We start from the raw sequence: 21859 nt of genomic DNA, 5'->3' as shown, positions 1-21859 counted from the left end.
TTTATTACTGAAAAGGATAAATCATGCAAAATCTTAATAGTGCTCAGATGTGTGAGATTGTTAAAGAATCAATTATCGACGTACTGGAAATAGAAAAAATCAATGAAAAGGATGATTTCTTTAATATTGGCGGATGCTCGCTTACGGCTCTTGATGTCATCGATAAAATCCATGAAAAAACGGGTAAAAAAATCCCCTTACGTGATTTTCTTCAGGAACCTACGCCTGTAGCTCTGACCGCCTTTCTTAATCGTGTGCAGTAATAGCCGGAGAAGATTATGACGAATAATAACCCTTTTTCATCTCTTTCTGATCCGGCAGGTCGTCGTGAACATAGTCCGGGTTTCAGCGTTTTCTTTTTCTCAGGAGAGGCTTCAGAACAAGCGAGCGAAAACATTTATAGTCTGGTTATGCGTGCGGCTAAATTTGCTGACGATAACGGATTCGAAGCGATATGGGTACCTGAGCGGCACTTTCATTCTTTTGGCGGGCTCTTTCCGTCGCCGGCAATTATAGCATCGGCAATTGCGGCAACAACGAAGCGATTACATATTCGTGCCGGTAGCGTCGTGCTCCCGATGCATAATCCCGTTAACGTGGTGGAAGAATGGAGCGTTATCGATAATATTTCAAACGGTCGCGTCGGTTTATCCGTTGCGCCAGGTTTTCATCCATCAGATTTTTTACTGAAACCTGAAAACTACCTGAAACGTCGTGATATTTTCCGTCAGAATATTCAGGATATTATGACTCTTTGGCGAGGCGATACCTTTATCGCGCCCGATGGCCTGGGCCGCGATACACGGGTCCTCACCTTACCCAGACCGTTACAAAAAGCGCTGCCGCTATGGCTAACCGCTTCCGAAAGCGAAGAGAGTTTCCGTAGCGCCGGCGCCGCAGGGGCAAATGTTTTAACCAGTCTTCTGGCTTTGGATCGTAAAACGCTCGCAGCGCGTATTTCTGCATGGCGGCAGAGCTTTATTCCGGGCGCGATGAAAAATGCAGGCCGCATCACGTTGATGTTGCACACCTTTGTCAGCCCTAATGAATCCGAGGTGCAAAAGTATGGCGTGGAAGCCCTGAAACGCTATCTGAAAGAGCATCTGAGCTTTGCCGCGCCGCGTGCTGACTACGATAAAATCACCTGTCTTAGTGATAGTGATAAGGATGCGCTGGTAGAACATGCCACCAGACGTTATACCCGCGACGCGTCGCTTATTGGCACGCCTGAACATTGCAAAAAAATCATCGAAGAATTAGTTGAAACGGGCGTAGATGAAATAGCCTGCCTGATCGATTTCGGTGTGCCGGAAGAACAGGCGCTACATTCGCTTGAGGAGATTGCAAAATTAAAAGAGTACTTTTCTGCCCGTAAACTAGCGAGGAGTGCATAGTGATGACTGAAGGAGAGTTTGCCCTTTCCGCAGCGCAACAACGACTGTGGTATATGAGCCAGCTTGAACCAGAGAGCCCTTTTTATAACATCACGCTCCCCATGGTTCTTGAAAGCGATACTAATAGCCTTGCGTTATATGAAGCATTAAAAGCTCTGGTTCGACGCCATGATATTCTGCACACCCGTTACCCTTTAACAGAAGGCAGGGTCGCACAGGAAGTCGTTGATCCTCAAGGCTGGCGCGTAGAAAAAATAGCGTTTAGCGTGACTGGCGGCGACAGTGAGGAAAAGGCCAGTAACATTGCCGCCACTATTGCGCGTTATCCTGTCGATTTACACAATGGGCCGGTATTCAGAGCATTTTATGCCCCGCTGGATGAGGGTAAGAGTCTGTTAGTGCTGTTAACGCATCATATTGCGACCGACCAGAGTTCCATTAATATCCTCATCCAGGAGCTGGATTTAATTTATCAGCAGATTGCCGAGGGCAAAGCGTGCTCGCTTGCGCCGGTAGCCCCTTACAAAGAATATGTAGACTTTGAATCGCAGCGTTTTGAAAAACAAAAACAGAAACTGTATGACTACTGGGATCGGCAATTAGCTAAAGGCTTTACGCCAATTCCCCTTCCCTATGAAGCCCCATTACAGGCCATTCGTTCAAGAATGGGTCGGGAGAAAATAGCTTTCGTTGAAAACGACAGGCTGCAACAGTTTCGCACTTGGTGTCGCAAGGAGCAGGCAACGGAATTTGCGGGCCTGTTGACGCTTTGGGGATTATTAATTGGCGCATGGTCAAACCAGAACCGCTTCTTTATTGCAACCACCACTGCTTTTCGGGAAAAGGTTAAATTTCGCCAGGCATTAGGCTGTTTTATCAACACCCTCGCTATTTATCATCAATTTACAGATGAGCAGGACGTATCCTCTCTTTTAAGGCTGAATGAAGCCAGTATTATTGAATCCTTCGAGCATCGTGCAATGACCTATGAGAAACTGATCGAGCGCAATAGACAAGTTCATCAGAAAAATATTGATGATCCGGTCAATGTCTACATTCAGTATCAGCCGAGAAAAATGTCGCACGACTCCCGGTTAAGCAAGCGTTTTTCTCCCATTATTAATGTCCACAATGGTCGCGCTAAATTTCCGATCATTATGAACATCTCTGACTGGAACTCATATTTGCATTGCACCATAGAATATGAAGAAGCGCTCTTTAGTGATAAAACTATTACAGGTTTACTAAACGCATTTCAGCATTTAATCGATCTGGTTACGACAAACCATTATATAGCGGTCAGTCAAATCATTTCTGCATTACGCCATCAGATTCCTGTTGCCTATACGCCAGCGCCTTGTACAGATGAAACGGAGAATAACCTTGAAAGAACGCGCCACGCCCACACAGAGAAAATAAAACAGCCGCTGCGTCTTATCTGGCAACAGATCCTCGGCGATGTTTCTGGCGGTGACGATGAGGACTTTTTCCTTGCAGGCGGTAATTCATTACTGTTGACCCAATTACTCTGGCACATCAATCAACGCTTTCAGGTATCAATACCCTTACGTGAGATTTACCGCCGTACACGTTTTGATGAAATGGTCTCTCTTATTAGCAAGCATATATTAACGACTCAAAATCCGGAGAGGACACATGCCTGACGCTGTCGCTATTATTGCCCCTTCCAGCGGCCCTGATATGCAATACCTTAAACAGAGTATTGACTGGATCGAGTCGCGGGGATATGGCGTTATTTTGGGACCCCATATAGAAGCTCGAAGTGGATATTGCGCGGGTTCAGCTAAGCAACGCGCTCATGATTTAAGATGGGCGCTTGAAGAAGCCGACGTTAATACGGTTTGGCTCGCTCGCGGCGGTTATGGGCTGGTTCACTGCCTGCCTGATTTGCTTTCGTTCCCCGCTACGGACAAAACAATTATCGGGAGTTCTGATGCCACGCTCTTATTAGAGTTACTCTATCAACGTGGTTCGGGGCGGCTGGTACATGGCCCGATGGTGGAAAGGTTAGCGTATTATAGCGATGAGCAAAGCCAAAATGCTATAATGGCCTGGGTGAACGGCAAAGCTGGCGAAATATTTTGGCGCCTTAAACCGGGTAATTCTTTAGCGCATACCTGCCAGCCGTGCCGCGCGCCCTTAACAGGCGGTAACCTGACGGTTATTGCCAGCCTTTGCGGTACGGTACTTCAGCATAAAGCGCAGGGATGCTTTTTTCTTCTCGAAGATGTTAATGAACCCTTATATCGTATCGACCGCTGCTTACAACAGCTTATTTTCACTGGCGTATTTAACGGTGTCAAAGCCATTATTTTGGGCGAATTTCACGCCTGTACAGCCAGCGGTCAGGGAGAAAACGATATTATTCCGAAAATAATAGATATCCTTGCTCCGCTAAAAATACCTATCTTTTACGAAGGTCCGTTCGGTCATGGTAAACATAATATAGCCTGGCCCTATCGTCAGAATGCCACCCTTAGCGGCAGCTGTATGACTCTTTAATAGATAACAGTGTCATTATTCCGACGAAGTCAGGCCGCTGGTCGCGTGTCGTTGTTCATTTCACAGGGCTGAACAGATATGCAAAAAATAATAAACAGTAAATGGTTGGTGCAAAGAAATAGTATTGATAAGCCATTTCGCCTGTATATTTTTCCGTATGCTGGCGGAAACGTCACTACTTTTATGCGATGGCAGACGTTACTTCATCAGGAGATTGAACTGGTTGGCATACAGTTACCCGGTCGCGGCGCGCATTATCCTGCCAATCTCTTTTATGAAATGGAAGCACTGATAGAGGCGATGATTCCGCTATTTCAGCATAACGCTAAGCCTTTTGCATTTTTCGGCCATAGCATGGGCGGGCTGCTTGCTTATCAAATATGCCAGCGCTTGTCTATAAAACCACAGGCGTTAATCATTTCCGGCTGTAAAGGTATTTCGCTTTTTAAAGCGTCGACTAAAGCAGTATTGTCAGATAAGGAAATTATTACCCGCTTGCGATGCTACGGCGGAACGCCGGAGGGAGTTTTAAATGATCCAGATCTGATGGCGCTGTTCTTACCCCCAATTAAAGCGGACTTTACTATTGTAGAGAACTTTAACTGGCATCCGGCTCCACCGGAGCATATTCCGATATTGTTACTTGCCGGCGATAAAGATTTCGCCCATCACCGTGATAAAGCACTTAGCTGGCGTAACCAGACAACGCAACAAACGATTTACCGGGAATTCCCCGGCGGCCACTTCTTTATTAATGAAAACGTCTCGATTCTGCTTGCGGAAATTAATAGCTATCTGGCCAAAATTTTTGAACTGCCCACTGGGGTGGCGTCTGTTTAAAGGAGGGATGACATGTATTCTGCATTACATGAAATGATTATCGAAAAAGCGCAGGAAAATAAAGATAAAACAGCCATTATCGATGAAGCGGGTAACGCTTTTACCTATTCTGATTTACTTAGCCGTTCCTCCTACTGGTGTAATTATATATTAGCGTTGGGTCTCAGCCCAGGTGAAAAGGTGGGTATTGCCGTAACCCGCCATGCATTATTGCCCTGCTTACTATTAGCCGTGTCGCGTGCCGGTTGCACCTGGGTTCCATTAGATCCGGCTTACCCGGCACAATGGCGCGAGTTCGTGATACGTGATGCTGATATCGGGCTTGTTATACATGACGAACTTCTTGCACATGATATGCCTGTTGCTATGGTGAAATATATCAATGTTCTTACCGCAGGCGCGCCATCCGAACATACCGCCTTATTTGAGCGAAACATTAACCCTGACGATATTTGCTACATAATTTACACATCAGGTTCCACTGGCGTACCAAAAGGCGTGCTGGTTAAGCATGAAAACACCGTCAATTTTATCGAGTGGGCGCGGGAAACTTATACAGCAGAGGAGCTGGCGAGAGTGATATGCTGCACTTCAATTTGTTTTGACCTCTCGCTGTTTGAAATTTTTGCCACACTCAGTGCGGGCGGCACATGTTTTATGGTGAGTAATGCGCTCGCCATTCTGTCAATACCGGCCTCATATCGCCCAACATTGATCAATACCGTTCCCTCAGTGATGCGCGAGATCCTGCGTCATCAGGCGTTGCCCCATACCGATCCGCTTGTCGTCAATCTTGCGGGGGAAGCCCTCAGCGGCGAACTGGTCAGCGCGCTATACCAACAGCCTAATGTTACCCGCGTAGTGAATCTTTATGGCCCATCAGAGACCACCACGTACTCGACCTGGGATATTGTGCCGCGCAATGAGAAAACGCCCACCATTGGAAAGCCTATTAAAGAGACGCAAATTCATCTGCTCGACGACAACCTTAAGCCTGTGGCCAACGGAACGCCAGGGGAAATATATATTTCAGGTAAAGGCGTTGCGGCAGGTTATATCAATCGCCCTGACATCACGCGTGAGCGGTTTATTACTTTGTTCACGCCCGAAGGTTCTCCCTTTCTGGCCTATAAAACAGGCGATATTGGACGCAGCCGTGAGGATGGTCGTCTTGACTATGCAGGAAGAGTTGACGATCAGGTAAAAGTGCGTGGATTTCGCATTGAATTGCAGCAAATCGAAGAAACCCTCGTCCATTTCGATGAGATTGCAGAAGCTGCTGTGGTTGCCGCATTTCCGGGTGAGGAAAATGTCTCGCTGATTGGCTGGTTAGTCGTAAACACTTCGCCCGAGCCGGATACGCGTAAAATATGCGAGTCGCTCAAAGAAAAACTGCCGGAATATATGATACCGGCGCGTTTTTTCATCGAAGAGGCATTGCCTAAACTGCCTAACGGAAAAATCGATCGTAAAACGCTGCGATTGCAATCTGAAGCACGCCTGAAGCAGAACGGTCACCGCCCAAATAAGCAGGCCGATGCCGAAACATTCCTGCTTTCACTTTTTAGCCAACTCACAGGCGAACCTGCAATAAAGCGTCATACAGATATTTTTTCTCTGGGCATAAATTCGCTCTCGATATTAAAAATTACCGCGGAAATAAAGGCACGCTTCGGCATATTGCTTCCGCCTTCTGTTATTAGCCTTTATCCAACAGTCAGCGGTCTGATTGATTACCTGAGCGCCATAACTGACCGGAAAAAAGAACCCTTGCCGTTACCTGACCTTACCGAGTCGCAGCAGCAGATGTATTACCTGTCACAGCTAACCGATAATAGTTCAGCTAATAATGTCTGTTTTTCAGTAACCCTGGCAGCCGGCGCAAGTGAAGAAGAGGTAATAGCGATAATAGATACGCTTTACCACGCTTTTCCCTTAATGCGCGCAATGATCCCGACCGGGGATAAATGGGAACTGCAGGCAGATAAACCGCAAATTAAATTTTTTCGCGGACGCTCTAATGCCGCAGATTTACATGCCATCGAGCATGAAGCCGCGCATGAGATAATCGATCCCGCGCTCTCAGGGCTTTGGCGTATCTCTGCCATTTTTAATCAACATGCCGCTCCCGTGGTTCTCCTGACGTTCCATCATCTTTTAATTGATGACGAGTCGTTACAGCTTATTTTCCATACTATCCACAGTGCGCTCACCCGTGGGCAACAGGTAAAAACTGTGCCGCTCGCGCGGATTGATAACAGCACAGATCGTGAGCATCAAAACCGTTTATGGTGGTTTTCAGCCTTAGAAAAAATAAAATACACCACCACCAGCCTGACCGTAGTCAATAACGATATCGACTGGTTCGATACCCGCGCCTTGCGCTCGTCCTGTTCGCTGCAAACCTCTTTGTACCAGCAGATAGGGAAGCTCTGTCAGCAAGCGCGCGCGACGCTTTATGAATTTCTGCTTTCAGCCCTGGTACCAGTACTGCAAAAAAACGCAGGCGACACCGCTATTACCATTGGCACAATAATGTCTACCAGGGATGCGCTTGCAACACATGGGCAGGCAGGTTTTTACGCAACCCCGGTCCCTTTAATTCTGCCCTTTCTCACCGCGTCTTCATGGCAAACCAACCTTGAAATGACCCGCCGCTGCGTACGTGCCACGCGAAAGCACGCTTTTGTCTCCGCAAACTGGTTACAGGATGAGTTGCGCCGTCGCCTTCCCGCTTCATCAGCGCTAATGATGTTCGGCTGCATCCGTCATTTTGCCGATCGCATTGAGCGGGGGGTCGCCCAAGCTAAAGAGATCAATACAGGCCATTCTCATCCTGTGCTGAATTTCCAGGCACGTTTTGATGAGAACAGCGTGCAGCTTTTCCTCGATGGCCGCGCCAGCATCTACAGCCAGTCAGAGCTGAATCTTTTGCTCCGCCATTGGGTGGAGAGCATTACGTCTGTCGTCAACGCGTATTCTACGGAAGGAAAATGAATTATGAGTAAGCCGAATGATTCTTTGTTCACTCTCTTTAACAACGTTACACAGAAGAAGCCAGAGGCCCTCGCTATTTCTGGCGATAACGGTGATATCAGTTACCGGAACCTCTTTACCCATGCGCAGGATATCGCACGTTTAATTGGATTTCGTGATAAACCTGTCGCTATCATATGCCGCAACCATGCTAATGCGATCGCGGCAATGCTGGCCTGTCTGCGCAATCAGGTCATTTTTATTCCTGTCAGTACCGACTTACCTGAAGCCAGAATTCAGGCGATTCTGTTAACGGCATCAGTAGAACTAATACTTACCGATAGCTATACAGACAGCACGCGAGTCAATCTCCATATTGATAATATCAGTCAGGCCAATCTTTTCCCTCCGCCAGTGACCTCTGAAGAAGCCAATGCAGGCATCGCCTATATCCTGTTTACGTCAGGGACGACCGGCACACCTAAAGGTGTCGCCCAGAGTGAAACGGCGCTTCGCCAGCATATGCTTCATTATATTGAGAGCCTCAATATTAAGGCTGATGACCGCATCATTATGGTGGCGAGTTTTGGCTACGATGCCGCCTTAATGGACATTTTTGCGGCGTTATTAACCGGCGCAACGCTGGTCTCCGTGACACTGCTTCAGCACACCGTAAAAAGCTTCCGCCAGAAACTCTTGCAACGTTGCATTACGGTTTTCCATTCCACGCCTTCTGTGTTCCGGCTTATTTTTAATGACGCCCATGAAGGCGCATCCTTTGATGACATCAGAGCAGTGGTGCTTGGCGGAGAGCTGGCAAGACGCTCGGACCTGCTGCTTTTTAATCGCTCATTCTCCCCCGCAGCAATATTGATTAATGGCTTTGGACCGTCTGAATCCACGCTTGCGCTACAGGCAAAATTTCATCAGGGAGAGAGGCTTGACATCCCGGGCTTGCCGATTGGCTATCCCGTCGCCGAAATGGCGGTACAACTCATTAATCAGACCGCCACAGCGGACGGCGTGGTGGGTGAAATTGTGCTCGAAAGTCCAAACGTTTTTATGGGTTACGTCACCCAGCCCCAGGATATCGCACGGCTACAAGCTGCCCCTCGAAAAACCAGCCATGCCACGGGCGATCTGGCAAGACCTCTTCCCGACGGCCGTTTGATCTATATCGGGCGAAAAGACAACCAGGTGAAAATTGCCGGGATCCGCATAGAACTTGAAGAGATCAACGCGTTACTGGTCGAACAACCCGGTATAGAAGATGCCGCCACGCGCCTTATCGCTAACGAGCAAGGATACAGCTGGCTTGTTTCATGGGTTTTGACCACGAAGAAAGAGAGTGTCGATGAAGAAAGCGTACTGGCTGCCTTACGCCTGCGCCTGCCGCAAACAGCCGTGCCTGCGCGCATTATCCCGGTCGCCAGGTTTCAGTACCGACCAAATGGAAAGGTCGATCTCTCCTCGCTGCCTGTGCCTTCGTTCAGAACAGAACACGCCGTTATCAACGACACTTTTTCTCGCCAGGTAGCAACAGTATGGCAGGCCTGCCTGGGCGCTGACTCGCTTCCCGCGTTGAGCGAACGATTTATGGATATCGGCGGGAGTTCGCTCTCGGCCATTTCGATTATCTCGCGTATCCAGCAGGAAATGAAGATACGCTTACGCCCTTCTTCTCTTTTACGTAACCCGACGCTGAATGAATTTATTGAGCAGGTGAAAACAGGAGTGGAAAATGCAGTCTGATACGTTCGCATTCGATGAAAAAAATACACTGCCTCTGATTAGCTCGCAACGCAGGTTCTGGTATGACTATCAGCGATCACCGCTGGCGGGAGGTAAAAATATCCTGCTGCGGACACTGCGTTTTGCCAAAGGCACGGCGCGCGAGCAGCTCAATCAAATCATAACGCAAGTGTTTAATCGCCATCAGCTACTGAGAGCAGAGCTGGTAAACCATGATGGTGGCTGGCCGCAATTGCGCATTTATCCTGAGATATCCGTAGTCATTAGCTGGCAGGAGCAACCAGCATTAACGCTTCCTGTTACCCCTGATAATGCGCCAGCGAATAGCGGCCGCGGGTTTGATTTACCCCATAAACGCCCCTGGCGGCTGCAGGGGGTGAGCACGCCGGAGGCAGATTATCTTATTTTTGCCTTTCACCATATTATCTGTGATGAGTTCTCAGTGCAGATAGTGATAAAAGAAATCGACGAAGCCCTTTCGTGCTTATCAGGGACAACGATGGCTGATGATTTCGCAAATAGCGCTGCACTTATCGCCAGCGAGCAACAATTGCAGCTTGATGAGGGCGGCCTCGCCTTCTGGCAGAAAACGCTTTCTGGCGCCCCGACCGCGTTAAATATGCCCGTGGAAGGTAGTGACAGCAAGACGCATCATGCGGTGTTGAGAAGCAAAGCGAAAATCAGCGGCCAGTCGCTGGACACGCTCCACCGCTATGCCGCCGGGCAGAAAATTACCTTTCCAATAATCATCGCCGCTGCTTATGCCGCTGTATTGTCGCTCTACAGTCACGATAATGAAGTCGTGCTGGGTTTACCGGTTTCGTTGCGCCCGGTTGCGCAAGCTCAGACGGCTGTGGGGCCTTTTCTGAATATTCTGCCTCTGCGCTGCGAACTTTCCGCCGGGGTTACGTTTGACTCGCTGTGTCAGGCTCTCCATCAGCGTTTCCTGTCAGCGCTGGATTTTTCCGCCATACCTTTTGAGGAGATCGTGCGTGTCGCCTCACAGGAAAAACTGGCAGGGCGTCATCCCCTGTTTCAGACGACTTACTCGTTTCATGATTTACGTGAAGCGGGACTGGCGACACTGAAAAACTGCCGGCAGGAAGAAAGCTGGTCGGGATCGTTGAGTTGCGAACTCTCCTTAACAGGCGAGCTGAGTAACGATACGCTGGAGATATTTATTGATGGCGATAGCCGACTTTTCAAAGCCGCTTTTATTGAACGCCTAGCGCAGCACGTTGCATGGGCGACTGAGCAACTCGTCAGCCTACCGCGTGAGCGGCTCGATACGCTATCGTTGCTGCCTCCAAAGCAGCAAGCGTTGCTGCTGAAGAGGCGTTCAGGCATTGATCGGCGCCAACCCACTCCCGCCGTACTGCCTGCTATCCTGGAGAGTATCAGCGCATCGCCGGAGAGCGTCGCCATTTCCGGCCAGGTTGAACTGACCTATGCTGCGCTGATGGAAGAGGCCTCCCGTTTCGCTCATGCACTTCACGGAGCGGGGGTGAAAGATGGCGAGTTTGTGCTGGTGGGTATAGAGGACGATGGCTACCCGGTCAGTGAAATCCTCGGAATAATTCTCAGCGGCGCGGCATGGGTTCCGGTTAGTCGTCACTGGCCGAAACGACAAATCGCCCAGGTCGCGGCCAAAACAGCAGCCCGCTTTTACCTTGGCGCGTCTCTTGCGCTGGAGAATGTCCGGCATCTTCAAAAATCGGCTGAGATGAGTGAACGGGTAACCGTTTTAACGCCGCAACCTTTATCGCCCGTGTACGCGATATCGACCTCTGGAACGACAGGCGAACCCAAAGTGGCGGCGATACCTTGGCGCGGTATTGCGAATCGCTTTGCCTGGATGAGCCAGATGTATGGCGAAGGCAGACCGGTCACGCTTAAAACCACACCTTGGATCTATGACAGTTCAGTCTGGCAACTTCTCTGGCCGCTGACGTCAGGCGGGCGCTCTGTTCTTCCTTCCCGCAATGAACTCTTCGATCCCGTCGCGTTGGCCGGGCTGATTGAAAAAGAACAGGTAACCGTCATCGATTTTGTTCCTTCGGTACTTAGCGCCCTGCTTCCGGCCCTGGAAAACTCTTCCTCTTTACTCCGGAAACTGCGCTCTTTGCGCTGGGTTATTATCGGTGCAGAGAGTTTGCCAATCGCAACGGCAAAAAGAGTCAAAGCGCTGCTGCCTGACGCCAAAATCATTAACGCGTACGGCCCTACCGAGGCGTCTATCGGTTGTATCTACCAAACCATTGAATTACCGCTAGCGCGAAATGTTCCCATCGGCAACCCCATCCCCAACGTCTATGTTGCGGTGGTCGATAAACAGCAGCGCCCGGTACCGGCCGGCGCGCCAGGCGAACTTATCCTGATGGGCGACTGCGTCGGGCTTGGCTATTTAGGTACCGAGGATCAAAAAGGGTTTATTACGCTGCAACTCTCTGCTGAGCTTAGCGGCGCCGCTTACAAAACCGGGGACTGGGTCAGATGGAATGAAGAAGGTCAGCTGGAATTTATCGCCCGCCAGGACCGGCAGGTTAAGCTGCGGGGCGTACGCCTCGAACTCCCCGCCATAGAAGCGCAAATAGATGAATTCGCGGGTGTATCGGCAAGCCATGCGCTTATTGCCACGCAGGAGAACGGCAAAGATACGCTGGTCGCGTTTATCAAGCCCTTCTCGCCCGATACGTTTGATACCGCGGCATTAACCCGCGCATTACGTAACGCGTTGCCCGCTTTTGCCGTACCGGAACAGATGATTGTTGTCGATGCGTTTCCGCTGGCCCTATCCGGGAAAATAGACAATAAAGCGCTTATTTCTTTGTTCCACCAGCACCAGCGCCAGAAGTTAAGCACGCCGGCAAGCGAGACTATACGGCCCGTAGAACAAATATGGCGCCGTATTCTCGAAACAGATGAGCCTCTTGATGCAGAAATGAACTTTTTTGACGCAGGCGGCCACTCTCTGCTTCTTCTCGATCTGCAGAAGGCGCTGAACGGTCATTTCAATACTCATCTTAGCGTTGTGGACTTATTTAATTACCCGACGATCGCCGATCAGGAAGAGTTGCTTAACAATATTCTTCCCGCAAACAGAGCGCTGTCCGGCTCAGGAGAACAGCTGTTATGACCATTCATCGCTGTGATAATGCAATCGCCATTATCGGTTACTGGTGCCGCGTAGCGGGGGCGGACTCTCCCCAAGCCTTTCATCACATTTTGCGCACAGGCGCTTCAACCATCCGAAAATTAATCGAAGAGGAGCTTGATGCCGCAGGCGTATCGGCTTCGATGCGCCTGCATCCGGACTACCGGCCTTTTCGCGCCGTGCTGGATAATGCAGCGATGTTTGATAATAGCCTCTATCGGATCCCGCCAGCCGAAGCACGCCTGACCGATCCTCAACATCGTCAGTTTCTCGAAATTGCGCATTTGGCGCTGGAACATGCCGGTATTGACTGCAAAACAGCCCCTTCCGTGGGGGTATTTGCCACCCAGAGCCGGAACGATTACGCAGGCGCATTTGCCGATCTTGACGAAGAATCCATTAAACGATTTAGCCTCGACATCTTCAACGGTGCATCGCATCTGGCCTCTAATGTCGCTTATCGTCTGGGTTGTGAAGGACCAGCGGTCACGCTACAAACCGCCTGTTCCGGATCGCTTGTTGCTGTCCATCTTGCTTGCCAGTCACTGCTGGCGGGAGACTGTGAGGTCGCGGTTGCAGGCGGCATATCTGTCGGCTGGCCGCAACACCGGGGGTATCTGTTCGTGCCGGGCAGCATCATGTCAGCAAACGGCGAGTGCAGCCCATTTAGCCAGTCAGCCTGTGGGACTGTGCGCGGTGAAGGAGGCGGCGCTGTTGTATTATGTCGTCTGGCCGATTATATCGAAGGGCGAATTGGCGGCGCCCTACATGGCATTGTGCGAGGGTCAGCAATCAATAATGACGGCGGGAAACGTATGGGGTTCACTACTCCCAGCGCCCAGGGGCAAATAAAAGTCATTCAAAAGGCGATTTCGCGAGCGGGTATCGAGCCTGGAGAGGTGACGAACCTTGAAGCGCATGGTACGGGCACGCAAGTAGGCGATGCCATTGAGCTATCCTCCCTGGCCACTATTTTTTCCGCGCGCCCTGAAAGTTCCCTCTGGTTAGGCAGCGTGAAGGCCAATATCGGGCACCTTGATGCCGCAGCCGGGGTGGTTGGATTAATTAAAATGGTGCTGGCGCTAACGCATAAAGTGGTATATCCCATGAACACTTTCGGGCATTTTTCAGCGGAATGTGCGCCGCACGCGCACGCTTTTAGTGTCGCCCGCCAGCTTCAGCCGTGGACGAGTGAAAAACCGCGTACCGGCGGAGTCAGTTCCTTTGGCCTCGGCGGCAGTAACGCGCATATTATTATAGAAGAAGGTTCCGCTGGTCCGGAAAGCCTGGCAGGTATCGGCCCCTTTAAAGAACGCCAGCCTAAGCTGTTTCTGCCCTGATACATAACAGGCCTTTGGGCCTGTTTCTAAGCGATATAAAACTCCAGCGAGTGTCAAATGAAGATCTTTAATGCCTTACATAATCAAATAATGGTTTTTCGTAGCGTCATTCTGGAACAGCCCATCCATGCCTTACTGATTGTGGCAATATTTTTTATGGCCCTTGGCTCCTATGCAATTATCCCTTTTTATATTTTTTATATGACCAAAACATTAGGGATAACCAGTATCGAGGTCGGTATTCTTCTTTCAGCAAATGTGCTCTCACAACGAGGCCTGGCGCTACTCGCAGGGATCTGCATCGATAAGTTTGGCAGCAGGCTTATGATGCTCTCCGGAGTTATGTTGAGGATCGTCTCATTTATTTTGCTCGCCATGGCCCACTCTTTTGATGCCCTGCTTATCGCCACTTTATTAAGCGGCCTGGGTGTGGCAATGGCGCAGACCGCCGGCAAAACGCTATTGCTAAGCGATGCTGATAATGTGGCTTCATTACTGGCGACACGGACGATGGCGTTGAATCTCGGCGTGATCTTAGGCCCTGCAGTAGGTTACTTGCTGCTCCATTTGTCATTCCCTGTTATTTGCTATTCTGTTGCAGGCATATTCGCGCTTATTCTGGTCACGCTTTATATAAAATTGCCTGCCCACGTTGCCATAACGCAGGCTGACGCAGAGGCAGCGCCCTCGTCTGAGTTTTATCGCTATTTACTGACTCCTGCCGTTTTGATAATTTTAACCCTTCAGGCAAGCTTTCATTTCTTTTATACGACGCTGGAACTCGCCTTTCCTCTGTACGCTAAGGATTATTTCAGCGCTTCGGTGGTCGGCGGCATCTTTTTCGTGAATGCCATAACGGCGGTCTGTTTACAGCTTCCGGCGGCTGCGCTGATAAAAAGAAATATTCCCTTCGCCGGTCCCGGACTGATGTTGATGACGCTAAGCTTCCTGGTGACCGCATTATCCAGCAACAGTAGCGGAACCCTTTCCGTGTTTTATTTTTTATCAGCCATATTTATCTTCAGCCTCGCTGAGGTGTTTATTATGCTGTTTGTGGATGTCCTGCTGGTGAAAAGATTACCTCACCGGTTACTGGGTAAGTTCTTTGGCCTGTCTTCTTTTGCCGCTATGATTGGCGCGGTACTGGGCAATAATCTTTTTGGCTGGTTGTTATCGTTGATTGATGAGAAAAGCGACTACACGCGATTTTGGGTTTCGTTGGCAACCGGGGCGGGCATAGTGATGGTTATCTTTTTTACCAGTGACATCTGCCTGAGAAAAAGAGAAAAGCAGGTAGAAACATAGACGGTAAAACGAATACGCTATTTCTTGTCAGATAAAATCCACGTCGGGGCGTGGATTTTATCTCAGCAGGCAAACCATTAAATATCGTCTGTTGTATGATGCACAACAATTTCCAGCGTGTGGCGGCTCACATCGCTTCGCACCACATTATCTGTGGTTTCAATCATCTTAATCAGTTCAAGAATCAACGCCTTGTGGGTTACAGGCTCACCCATGGCAAGAAAACGGAGAATAGCAGAGCCGAGAATCGCCGACTCTTCTGCCAGCGTCTCTTTCCTCTAATGGATCAGTATAATATGGCAACCTATCATAGTCGTAAGAACCTCCGACTGAAAAACTCGTAGCTTGTAAATCAAAACGATTGACCAGCCAATCAGCAATATGGCTAACAAACTCCTCTTTTTGCCTTAATTCCCAGTCTCTTCCACCTAATTTAATATCTAGTAAATATCTAGCTTCCTTATTAACTTTAATCAAACCAGCCTGCACTAATGCTCTAACTGTTGGAGACTGAATATCCTGAATCCAGACCCAATAATTACCATACTCTTTAGGAAAAGCAGTATTAGAATAGCTTTCATCCGCAAGTAAACCATCTACATATTGCATAACAGAGTTAGCACAACTTTTCACTTCTGACTCAGGTAGATCAAAGAAAATGTCGAACTCAAAAGTATTTTCATTGATACAATAAAGCAACCTCTCTGGTTCAAAAATCCTGTCCAATGACGGCAGATTATCCATTGCTATAATAAATTTAAAAGCATCTTTATTAATAATGCCCTAATCTATTAACGTTAGTATATCATGCGCTATGACTGGAATATCAGAACGAGATGAAACTATCACTCCTCCCTCTATCATATTGATTGCCCTAAGATCAAGTCCAGGCGTGCTTTCAACATCCTCAGAAATACCATACTCTTTAATTTGATTGAGGTATTTATCAATATCACCTCGATATGGCCACCGCCATTCACGCTCATGCGTCCAATCAACTTTTTGTGGTATTGACCTGCCCCCAGGATTAGATACAAGGCTCAGTTAGTAATGTCGGATCCTTCACTCTCAGAATTACCCTTTCTCCAGCTCGCTGCAAATTCAGACGGCGTCTGATAATTCAGCGTGGAGTGCGGGCGACATTCGTTATAATCCTGACGCCATTCGCTGATGGTTTTCCTGGCATGACTGACGTCGCTGAACCAGTGTTCATTCAGGCATTCATCGCGAAAGCGTCCGTTAAAACTCTCAATAGATCCGTTCTGTGTCGGCTTGCCGGGCTGGATAAGTCGCAGCTCCACTCCATGCTCAAAGGCCCACTGATCGAGCGCGCGGCAGGTAAACACCGGGCCCTGATGGGTTCTTATCGTAGCCGGATAGCCGCGAAACAGCGCAATGCTGTCGAGAATACGCGTGACCTGCACGCCTGAAATCCCTAAAGCAACAGTGACCGTCAGGCATTCCTTTGTGAAGTCATCGACGCAGGTAAGGCACTTGATCCTGCGACCAGTAGCCAGCGCATCCATGACGAAATCCATCGACCAGGTCATGTTGGGCGCCGCCGGGCGGAGCAGCGGCAGACGTTCTGTTGCAAGCCCTTTACGACGACGTCTGCGTTTAACGCCCAGCCCGTTCAGATGATAAAGGCGGTACACGCGCTTGTGATTAACCAGAAGCCCTTCACGGCGCAGTAACTGCCATATGCGGCGGTAGCCAAAACGCCTGCGCTCCAGTGCCAGTTCAGTGATGCGCCCTGATAAATGCGCATCAGCTGCCGGACGCTGAGCCTCATAGCGGCAGGTCGACAGGGACAAACCTGTCAGCCTGCAGGCACGACGTTGCGACAGACCGGTCGTATCACACATAAATTCAACGGCTTCCCGCTTCTGGCCTGTCGTCAGTACTTTCGCCCCGGAGCCACCTGAAGTGCCTCCTTATCCAGCATGGCTTCGGCAAGCAGCTTCTTGAGGTGTGCGTTCTCCTCTTCAAGAGATTTAAGCCGCTTCACCTCAGGAACTTCCATGCCACCAAACTTCTTGCGCCAGGTGTAGAAAGTGGCATCGGAAATGGCGTGCTTGCGGCAGAGCTCACGGGCAGAAACTCCGGCTTCAGCCTCGCGGAGAATACTGATGATCTGTTCGCCGGAAAACGCTTCTTCATGGGGATGTCCTCATGTGGCTTATGAAGACATTACTAACATCGCGGTGTATTAATCAACGGGGAGCAGGTCAAGCCATTACCTCAACGTAATGCTCGTTCACGTCGATAGCGTTCTTTACACTAAGCTCCCGCTTCAAGATTGCTAGCTCTGGAATAAACTTCGGCTCAGCCCCTCCATTAAATATCGCAGGAAGAAGCAAATACGCGCGTGACTGCCTGTAAATATTAAGAAAGCGGATCAGGTTGACATCGGTTTCTGCATGCATGGTTTGCATACGTGATGCCATCATGAAGGTCTTGCCTGACGTTTTGCCCTCATCATTAAAAAGCCTAGAAGTGATAAGAACACGGTAATGCGCCGGATCGCCAACGGAGATTCCACGCAGAATCGCCAAATAAATTTCGTCCTGCTTATCGACCGTTCCTAAACGTTCACGCCAACGTGAAAAGATCTTCCTCGCGGCATCCTCGTGCTTAAACATGAGCGCAATCGCTGGAGGATACGAGGGCCCCCAATGAATGAAAGCAATTCCGTTCCAACCAGCTTGATCCCAAAGATGAATATCTATAACTGAGCGAACACCCAGCTCTCGATGATCGCTTGTTAGGGACGGGGAACTTCGTTTGCCTACCGTCGAGCGCCTTTCTTGATCCTCACCCCTGTCTAACGAACGGCGGGTGATTACGGGACTTGACGACTCAAGAGTGAACTCCGATATCGCCATCTGCGTCCAATCACTGAGCTTCGATAGCCCTTCCTTGAATACGCGTTGCCGACTATTACGACCATGCTGATACGGTCAAGCACCGCCTCATTGCCGAAGAGATGTTCGATCGTTTTTCGCATATCCTCCACGTAGCAAGTGGCAGCAAAAATCTCAGCAGCCAATCCAATTAGCATCTTCTGGACGTCGGCCTGCCGGGCAAATGTAGCGGATTTCAGCCCAGTCGGCCAACCGAACACAGAATCCCCCCACTTATGCCCCCAACAGTGATTTGATTCCAGTTGAGTCCAGTTGACACCAAAAGATAAGGTACGGGCTAGAAACTAGCCATATACGGGCTTTGAGTTGATTTAGGTAGACTTGGCAAAAGTTTGTAATGGTGCCGATTATGGAATCGAACATACGAACTGCGCATTTCGAATGCGAGCCAACTCCAAAATGAGTACAATTATGAGTACATGAAAGACATGGATTTAAATAAAAAATTAATATCAATAATATGAAAAATAAATCACGGTTCAACGTCTAAATAAGTTTTGTTGTCTTATGAGGTTTTATTGAATCTCATCAAGACGCGAACATCTTTAAAATCCACGCTTTTGCGTGGATTTTTCATTTGAGCGCTGTCTCAATAGTGTCTGTCAGCACATTCCCGCAACGCCGGAATCATGACCTAAGAAGTTTACTGTTTTAGCTCCGCTCTTTCATCTGCAAAACCCGGCGAACGAATCCGAAGCTTCCTGAGCGCACCCTCTTCCCCTTCTCTTCACCTGAAACGGCACCTGTTCAGCCACGGATAAACTGCGCCTCACACTGCCGGGCGATCTCCCACAGCCTGTTACGGATGACCTGCTTAAGTTGCAGAGTGGACTGCGACTGCGGCTGGTCACGGCGGCTGATCAGCATCACTTCAAACGGCAGAGGTTGTGCTATGGGCAGCAGCTTTAACTGTTCGGCATAGCGGCAGGCGGTGAAGAGATCCACGACGCCCGTGCCGCCGCCTGCCAGCACCATATCTGCAATGACCGAATAGGTTTTAATCGACAATGACACGGCGGGGTTCAGTTTCTTATCGCGCAGCGCACGGTGAAGTACGCGTCCAAGCGGATCCTGCGCCTGCATCATCAGTAAATTATTGTTGCACAACCACTCCAGCGTAACGGGTTCATGCCAGTGATGAGTGAGCGGTAGCAGCGCCACCATGGAGGACTGAAACAGAGGCTCGGCCAGAAGATCCGCATCGACCTGCTGACCAAAGACCAGCGCGAAATCGAGCTGATTATCCAAAATCATCTGGCATAAGGTACTGAAGTGCTCGGTGACCAGTTCCACACTGACCGAGGCCATCTGTTGCCGCCAGGTGACCAGCGCGGGAGCCATCACCATCTGACCAAACGCGTGAGCGGCGCCAACGCGAACGAGTTGCCCTTCGCCACGCCTTAGCTGTTCGGTGAGCTGGGTAATGGATTGCAGGCGCTGGCAGAGATCCTCTATTTCAGGCAGCAGACGTCGCCCTTCTGCCGTCACACTCATTCCCTGTAGCCGTCGCTCAAACAGCGCAAATCCCAGCTGCTGTTCAGCGTGATTCAGCACACGGCTGATATTCGGCTGCGACACATTCAGCAGGCGCGCCGCTGCGCTGATGCTGCCGGTCTGTACGATGGCCTGAAAGACTTCTATATGGCGGAGCCGCATGATGATTTACCCTGGATGGAATACCGGACACGGAGGCCTCTTCAACCAGCTGTACCGGCGGAGAGTGAGAGCAATCATTATCCTGCTGCAAAAACTGTACCGCAAAACCAGTGCAGCCCCGGCATAAAGTTGCTACGACTGCGTACTCGCCAGATAGGAGAATGCACTGAGTAAGCTGATCAACGTTTCCATTTTCTCCGCCTGATACGCCACGGTAACGGCATCAAGGCGCGTGACGCCGGGGATAAGACTGAACAGATCGGCCAGTACAGGTTTAGTGGCCTGAAGCCGCATCGTGTAAGGTGCCGTCAGGCGGGTTGTGCTCACCTGATGGAGATGTTGCAGTGCGGCACTTGCCGCGGCAGCGATCGCATGCTGTGCCGCCTGCGGACTGACCGATTCCGCGCAGGTATGCGAAATGGCGCGCTTTACACAGACGTAATCGACCGCTGGGTAATATTCCGCTATCCAGCTCTGTAACTGATCGTCACCCGTGACCAGCAGCAATGGCGTGCCCTGTTCAGCAGCGGCAGCCGCATAAATATCGGTTTCGCCCATCACCAGATCATTAATATGGATACGCCAGAATGCCCGACCGTTAATGGTATGCGCCAGTACGCCAGATTCACCTGCTGCGCTGTGAAATCCCACCAGAAACAGCCCGTCGAACGTCTGCTGTTCTATCCCCTCCACCATCGACAGGCAGCGGGGTTTGCCCTGCACCAGTCGGGCGCGGGGATCGATATTTTCCGCACGCAAATTGGTCATCTGAGCATGGCTGTCTGCAACCACCACTTCGGTTGCCCCACCCGCAAACGCACCCGCAATCGCGGCATTCACTTCCTGCTCCATCAGACCACGGGCGATCTGATGCTCCGGGTGGCCGGGTGAACATTGCTCCGGGCGCATGACCCCCGCGATACCTTCAATGTCGGCCGAGATAAAAATTTTCATGAGGTTAATTTATCCAGAATCTGCGTCAGTGAGGGACGATGATGACCGCGAAAGCCAGTAACAGCCTCTGCGCTCAACAAGGCATCGAGTACAGCCTGTTCCGTTGCATCCGCTGCGGCAGCAAACAGCGGCTCCAGCGTGTCGTCCTGTGGCGGCAGTGGCAGCGGTTGCGTGGAAAACGCCACGGCAATATCGCCCGAGCCGTGTCCCCAGTAACTGCCCAGCCTTCCAAGACCGGCACCGGCTCGCTTCGCGATGCGCTTTAGCTGCCGTGTGTCCAGCGGGGCATCTGTTGCCATGATGATGATGACAGAGCCGGCATCACGCTGCGGCGCCTCTCCGGCGAGCAGCGGCGCAATCATCTCGCCCGCCCGGACGCCATCCAGTGTGAGTGCCTCCAGCGCGCCGAAATTGGCCAATACCAGCACGCCAAGCGTGGCGTTGAGTGAAGGAATTACCCGTGAGGCGGTTCCGATGCCCCCTTTCAGACTGAAACAGCTCATCCCGCGTCCCGCGCCGACGCTGCCACGCGCGAAGTCTGCGGAGGCCGTCTGCAGCGCCGCCTTAGCCATATCCTCACTGATTGCCAGCGCCTGGATATCATTCAGCCAGCCATCGTTGCACTCCAGCACCAGTGGATTCACCGTGGGCAACGTCCGGCCCAGTTCCGGGTTATGACGGATGGCATCGCGCACCAGCGCGGTAAACAGCGTGCCAACCGCCAGCGTGTTACTGAGCAGAATCGGCGTCTGAAGCACGCCAAGTTCCTCTATCTGAACCAGTCCGACGGGTTTCGCAAAGCCGTTCAGCACCTCAGCCCCACACGGCAGCGGCGTGAGAAACAGATTATCGCCCGGCGGCAGGATAGCGGTGACGCCAGTCTGCTTTTCGCCTTCATTCAGCGTGTAATGTCCGACACGCACGCCCGCAACATCGCTGATGCGATTAGTAGGTCCGCAGGCGCTTCGCGGCTGCCCAAGCTGACGCAGGTCACGCCAGCGATCAAGCAGCAGGTCACGCTGCAGTTGTTGGTAATCCATC

Annotated in this window: 17 protein-coding genes; 10 read left to right on the top strand and 7 right to left on the bottom strand. The window is 50.5% G+C overall.

Annotated features, from left to right (window positions below; all coding sequences use genetic code 11):
* Nucleotides 1-23 precede the first annotated feature (23 nt).
* The 10 genes from H7K52_RS03865 to H7K52_RS03820 all read left to right on the top strand — a co-directional run bounded on the left by H7K52_RS03865 (nucleotide 24) and on the right by H7K52_RS03820 (nucleotide 15284).
* Nucleotides 24-263, top strand: coding sequence for a phosphopantetheine-binding protein (locus H7K52_RS03865; protein WP_182629733.1), 240 nt, complete (start codon nucleotides 24-26; stop codon nucleotides 261-263).
* A 15-nt stretch (nucleotides 264-278) separates the two neighbouring features.
* Nucleotides 279-1394, top strand: coding sequence for a MupA/Atu3671 family FMN-dependent luciferase-like monooxygenase (locus H7K52_RS03860; protein WP_182629732.1), 1116 nt, complete (start codon nucleotides 279-281; stop codon nucleotides 1392-1394).
* A 2-nt stretch (nucleotides 1395-1396) separates the two neighbouring features.
* Nucleotides 1397-3058, top strand: a complete 1662-nt coding sequence (locus H7K52_RS03855) for a condensation domain-containing protein (RefSeq protein WP_259400642.1) — start codon at nucleotides 1397-1399, stop codon at nucleotides 3056-3058.
* Nucleotides 3051-3917 carry a S66 peptidase family protein gene (locus H7K52_RS03850; RefSeq protein ID WP_182629730.1) on the top strand — a complete coding sequence of 289 codons (867 nt, stop codon included), beginning with the start codon at nucleotides 3051-3053 and terminating at the stop codon, nucleotides 3915-3917. The genes H7K52_RS03855 and H7K52_RS03850 overlap by 8 nt, the downstream gene beginning before the upstream one ends.
* Before the next feature lie 78 nt (nucleotides 3918-3995).
* Complete coding sequence (locus tag H7K52_RS03845) at nucleotides 3996-4757, top strand: thioesterase II family protein (RefSeq protein WP_182629729.1); 762 nt, start codon at nucleotides 3996-3998, stop codon at nucleotides 4755-4757.
* A 12-nt stretch (nucleotides 4758-4769) separates the two neighbouring features.
* On the top strand, nucleotides 4770-7754 hold the full coding sequence (locus H7K52_RS03840) for a non-ribosomal peptide synthetase (RefSeq protein WP_182629728.1): 2985 nt from the start codon (nucleotides 4770-4772) through the stop codon (nucleotides 7752-7754).
* A 3-nt stretch (nucleotides 7755-7757) separates the two neighbouring features.
* Nucleotides 7758-9485 carry an AMP-binding protein gene (locus H7K52_RS03835; protein WP_182629727.1) on the top strand — a complete coding sequence of 576 codons (1728 nt, stop codon included), beginning with the start codon at nucleotides 7758-7760 and terminating at the stop codon, nucleotides 9483-9485.
* Entirely contained in the window at nucleotides 9475-12621 is a 3147-nt protein-coding gene (locus H7K52_RS03830) for a non-ribosomal peptide synthetase (protein WP_182629726.1), read from the top strand. Before H7K52_RS03835 ends, H7K52_RS03830 begins: the two co-directional genes overlap by 11 nt.
* Nucleotides 12618-13979: a polyketide synthase gene (locus H7K52_RS03825; protein WP_182629725.1), complete on the top strand. Its 1362-nt coding sequence runs from the start codon at nucleotides 12618-12620 to the stop codon at nucleotides 13977-13979. The genes H7K52_RS03830 and H7K52_RS03825 overlap by 4 nt, the downstream gene beginning before the upstream one ends.
* A 57-nt stretch (nucleotides 13980-14036) precedes the next feature.
* Nucleotides 14037-15284, top strand: coding sequence for an MFS transporter (locus H7K52_RS03820; protein WP_182629724.1), 1248 nt, complete (start codon nucleotides 14037-14039; stop codon nucleotides 15282-15284).
* Nucleotides 15285-15361: 77 nt separating this feature from the next.
* Here H7K52_RS03820 and H7K52_RS03815 read toward each other — a convergent pair whose 3' ends face one another.
* From H7K52_RS03815 to H7K52_RS03785, 7 genes are all read right to left on the bottom strand, one after another.
* Nucleotides 15362-15499, bottom strand: a complete 138-nt coding sequence (locus tag H7K52_RS03815) for a biofilm development regulator YmgB/AriR family protein (protein ID WP_182629723.1) — start codon at nucleotides 15497-15499, stop codon at nucleotides 15362-15364.
* Complete coding sequence (locus tag H7K52_RS03810; protein ID WP_182629722.1) at nucleotides 15492-16028, bottom strand: DUF4427 domain-containing protein; 537 nt, start codon at nucleotides 16026-16028, stop codon at nucleotides 15492-15494. Before H7K52_RS03810 ends, H7K52_RS03815 begins: the two co-directional genes overlap by 8 nt.
* A gap of 296 nt (nucleotides 16029-16324) precedes the next feature.
* Nucleotides 16325-17418 (bottom strand): IS3 family transposase gene (locus H7K52_RS03805; RefSeq protein ID WP_182629868.1). Its coding sequence is split into 2 segments (ribosomal slippage): nucleotides 16325-17199 and nucleotides 17199-17418, totalling 1095 coding nucleotides; the frame shifts between segments, so codons are not numbered across the junction.
* 94 nt (nucleotides 17419-17512) lie between these two features.
* The gene (locus H7K52_RS18860; RefSeq protein ID WP_220486730.1) at nucleotides 17513-17926 is read right to left on the bottom strand and encodes a hypothetical protein; all 414 of its coding nucleotides are present in this window, start codon (nucleotides 17924-17926) and stop codon (nucleotides 17513-17515) included.
* Nucleotides 17927-18955: 1029 nt separating this feature from the next.
* The gene (locus tag H7K52_RS03795) at nucleotides 18956-19864 is read right to left on the bottom strand and encodes a LysR family transcriptional regulator (RefSeq protein ID WP_140033501.1); all 909 of its coding nucleotides are present in this window, start codon (nucleotides 19862-19864) and stop codon (nucleotides 18956-18958) included.
* A gap of 132 nt (nucleotides 19865-19996) precedes the next feature.
* Nucleotides 19997-20818 carry a M55 family metallopeptidase gene (locus H7K52_RS03790; RefSeq protein WP_039660403.1) on the bottom strand — a complete coding sequence of 274 codons (822 nt, stop codon included), beginning with the start codon at nucleotides 20816-20818 and terminating at the stop codon, nucleotides 19997-19999.
* Nucleotides 20815-21858, bottom strand: coding sequence for a DmpA family aminopeptidase (locus H7K52_RS03785; RefSeq protein WP_140033502.1), 1044 nt, complete (start codon nucleotides 21856-21858; stop codon nucleotides 20815-20817). The genes H7K52_RS03790 and H7K52_RS03785 overlap by 4 nt, the downstream gene beginning before the upstream one ends.
* Between the last annotated feature and the right edge of the window lies 1 nt (nucleotide 21859).

The sequence above is a fragment of the Pantoea hericii genome (genome assembly GCF_014155795.1).
Classification (GTDB): Bacteria; Pseudomonadota; Gammaproteobacteria; order Enterobacterales; family Enterobacteriaceae; genus Pantoea; species Pantoea eucalypti.
The sequence above is the reverse complement of the archived record's forward strand: the minus strand, read 5'-3'. Positions and strand labels throughout refer to the sequence as shown.

Excerpts from the sequence above, each read along its gene's own strand:
- H7K52_RS03855 (WP_259400642.1), top strand. The coding sequence starts at position 1,397 with ATGACTGAAGGAGAGTTTGCCCTTTCCGCAGCGCAACAACGACTGTGG.
- H7K52_RS18860 (WP_220486730.1), bottom strand. The coding sequence starts at position 17,926 with ATGTTTAAGCACGAGGATGCCGCGAGGAAGATCTTTTCACGTTGGCGT.
- H7K52_RS03845 (WP_182629729.1), top strand. The coding sequence starts at position 3,996 with ATGCAAAAAATAATAAACAGTAAATGGTTGGTGCAAAGAAATAGTATT.
- H7K52_RS03830 (WP_182629726.1), top strand. The coding sequence starts at position 9,475 with ATGCAGTCTGATACGTTCGCATTCGATGAAAAAAATACACTGCCTCTG.
- H7K52_RS03860 (WP_182629732.1), top strand. The coding sequence starts at position 279 with ATGACGAATAATAACCCTTTTTCATCTCTTTCTGATCCGGCAGGTCGT.
- H7K52_RS03835 (WP_182629727.1), top strand. The coding sequence starts at position 7,758 with ATGAGTAAGCCGAATGATTCTTTGTTCACTCTCTTTAACAACGTTACA.
- H7K52_RS03785 (WP_140033502.1), bottom strand. The coding sequence starts at position 21,858 with ATGGATTACCAACAACTGCAGCGTGACCTGCTGCTTGATCGCTGGCGT.
- H7K52_RS03820 (WP_182629724.1), top strand. The coding sequence starts at position 14,037 with ATGAAGATCTTTAATGCCTTACATAATCAAATAATGGTTTTTCGTAGC.
- H7K52_RS03825 (WP_182629725.1), top strand. The coding sequence starts at position 12,618 with ATGACCATTCATCGCTGTGATAATGCAATCGCCATTATCGGTTACTGG.
- H7K52_RS03850 (WP_182629730.1), top strand. The coding sequence starts at position 3,051 with ATGCCTGACGCTGTCGCTATTATTGCCCCTTCCAGCGGCCCTGATATG.
- H7K52_RS03795 (WP_140033501.1), bottom strand. The coding sequence starts at position 19,864 with ATGCGGCTCCGCCATATAGAAGTCTTTCAGGCCATCGTACAGACCGGC.
- H7K52_RS03840 (WP_182629728.1), top strand. The coding sequence starts at position 4,770 with ATGTATTCTGCATTACATGAAATGATTATCGAAAAAGCGCAGGAAAAT.
- H7K52_RS03815 (WP_182629723.1), bottom strand. The coding sequence starts at position 15,499 with ATGGGTGAGCCTGTAACCCACAAGGCGTTGATTCTTGAACTGATTAAG.
- H7K52_RS03810 (WP_182629722.1), bottom strand. The coding sequence starts at position 16,028 with ATGGATAATCTGCCGTCATTGGACAGGATTTTTGAACCAGAGAGGTTG.
- H7K52_RS03790 (WP_039660403.1), bottom strand. The coding sequence starts at position 20,818 with ATGAAAATTTTTATCTCGGCCGACATTGAAGGTATCGCGGGGGTCATG.
- H7K52_RS03865 (WP_182629733.1), top strand. The coding sequence starts at position 24 with ATGCAAAATCTTAATAGTGCTCAGATGTGTGAGATTGTTAAAGAATCA.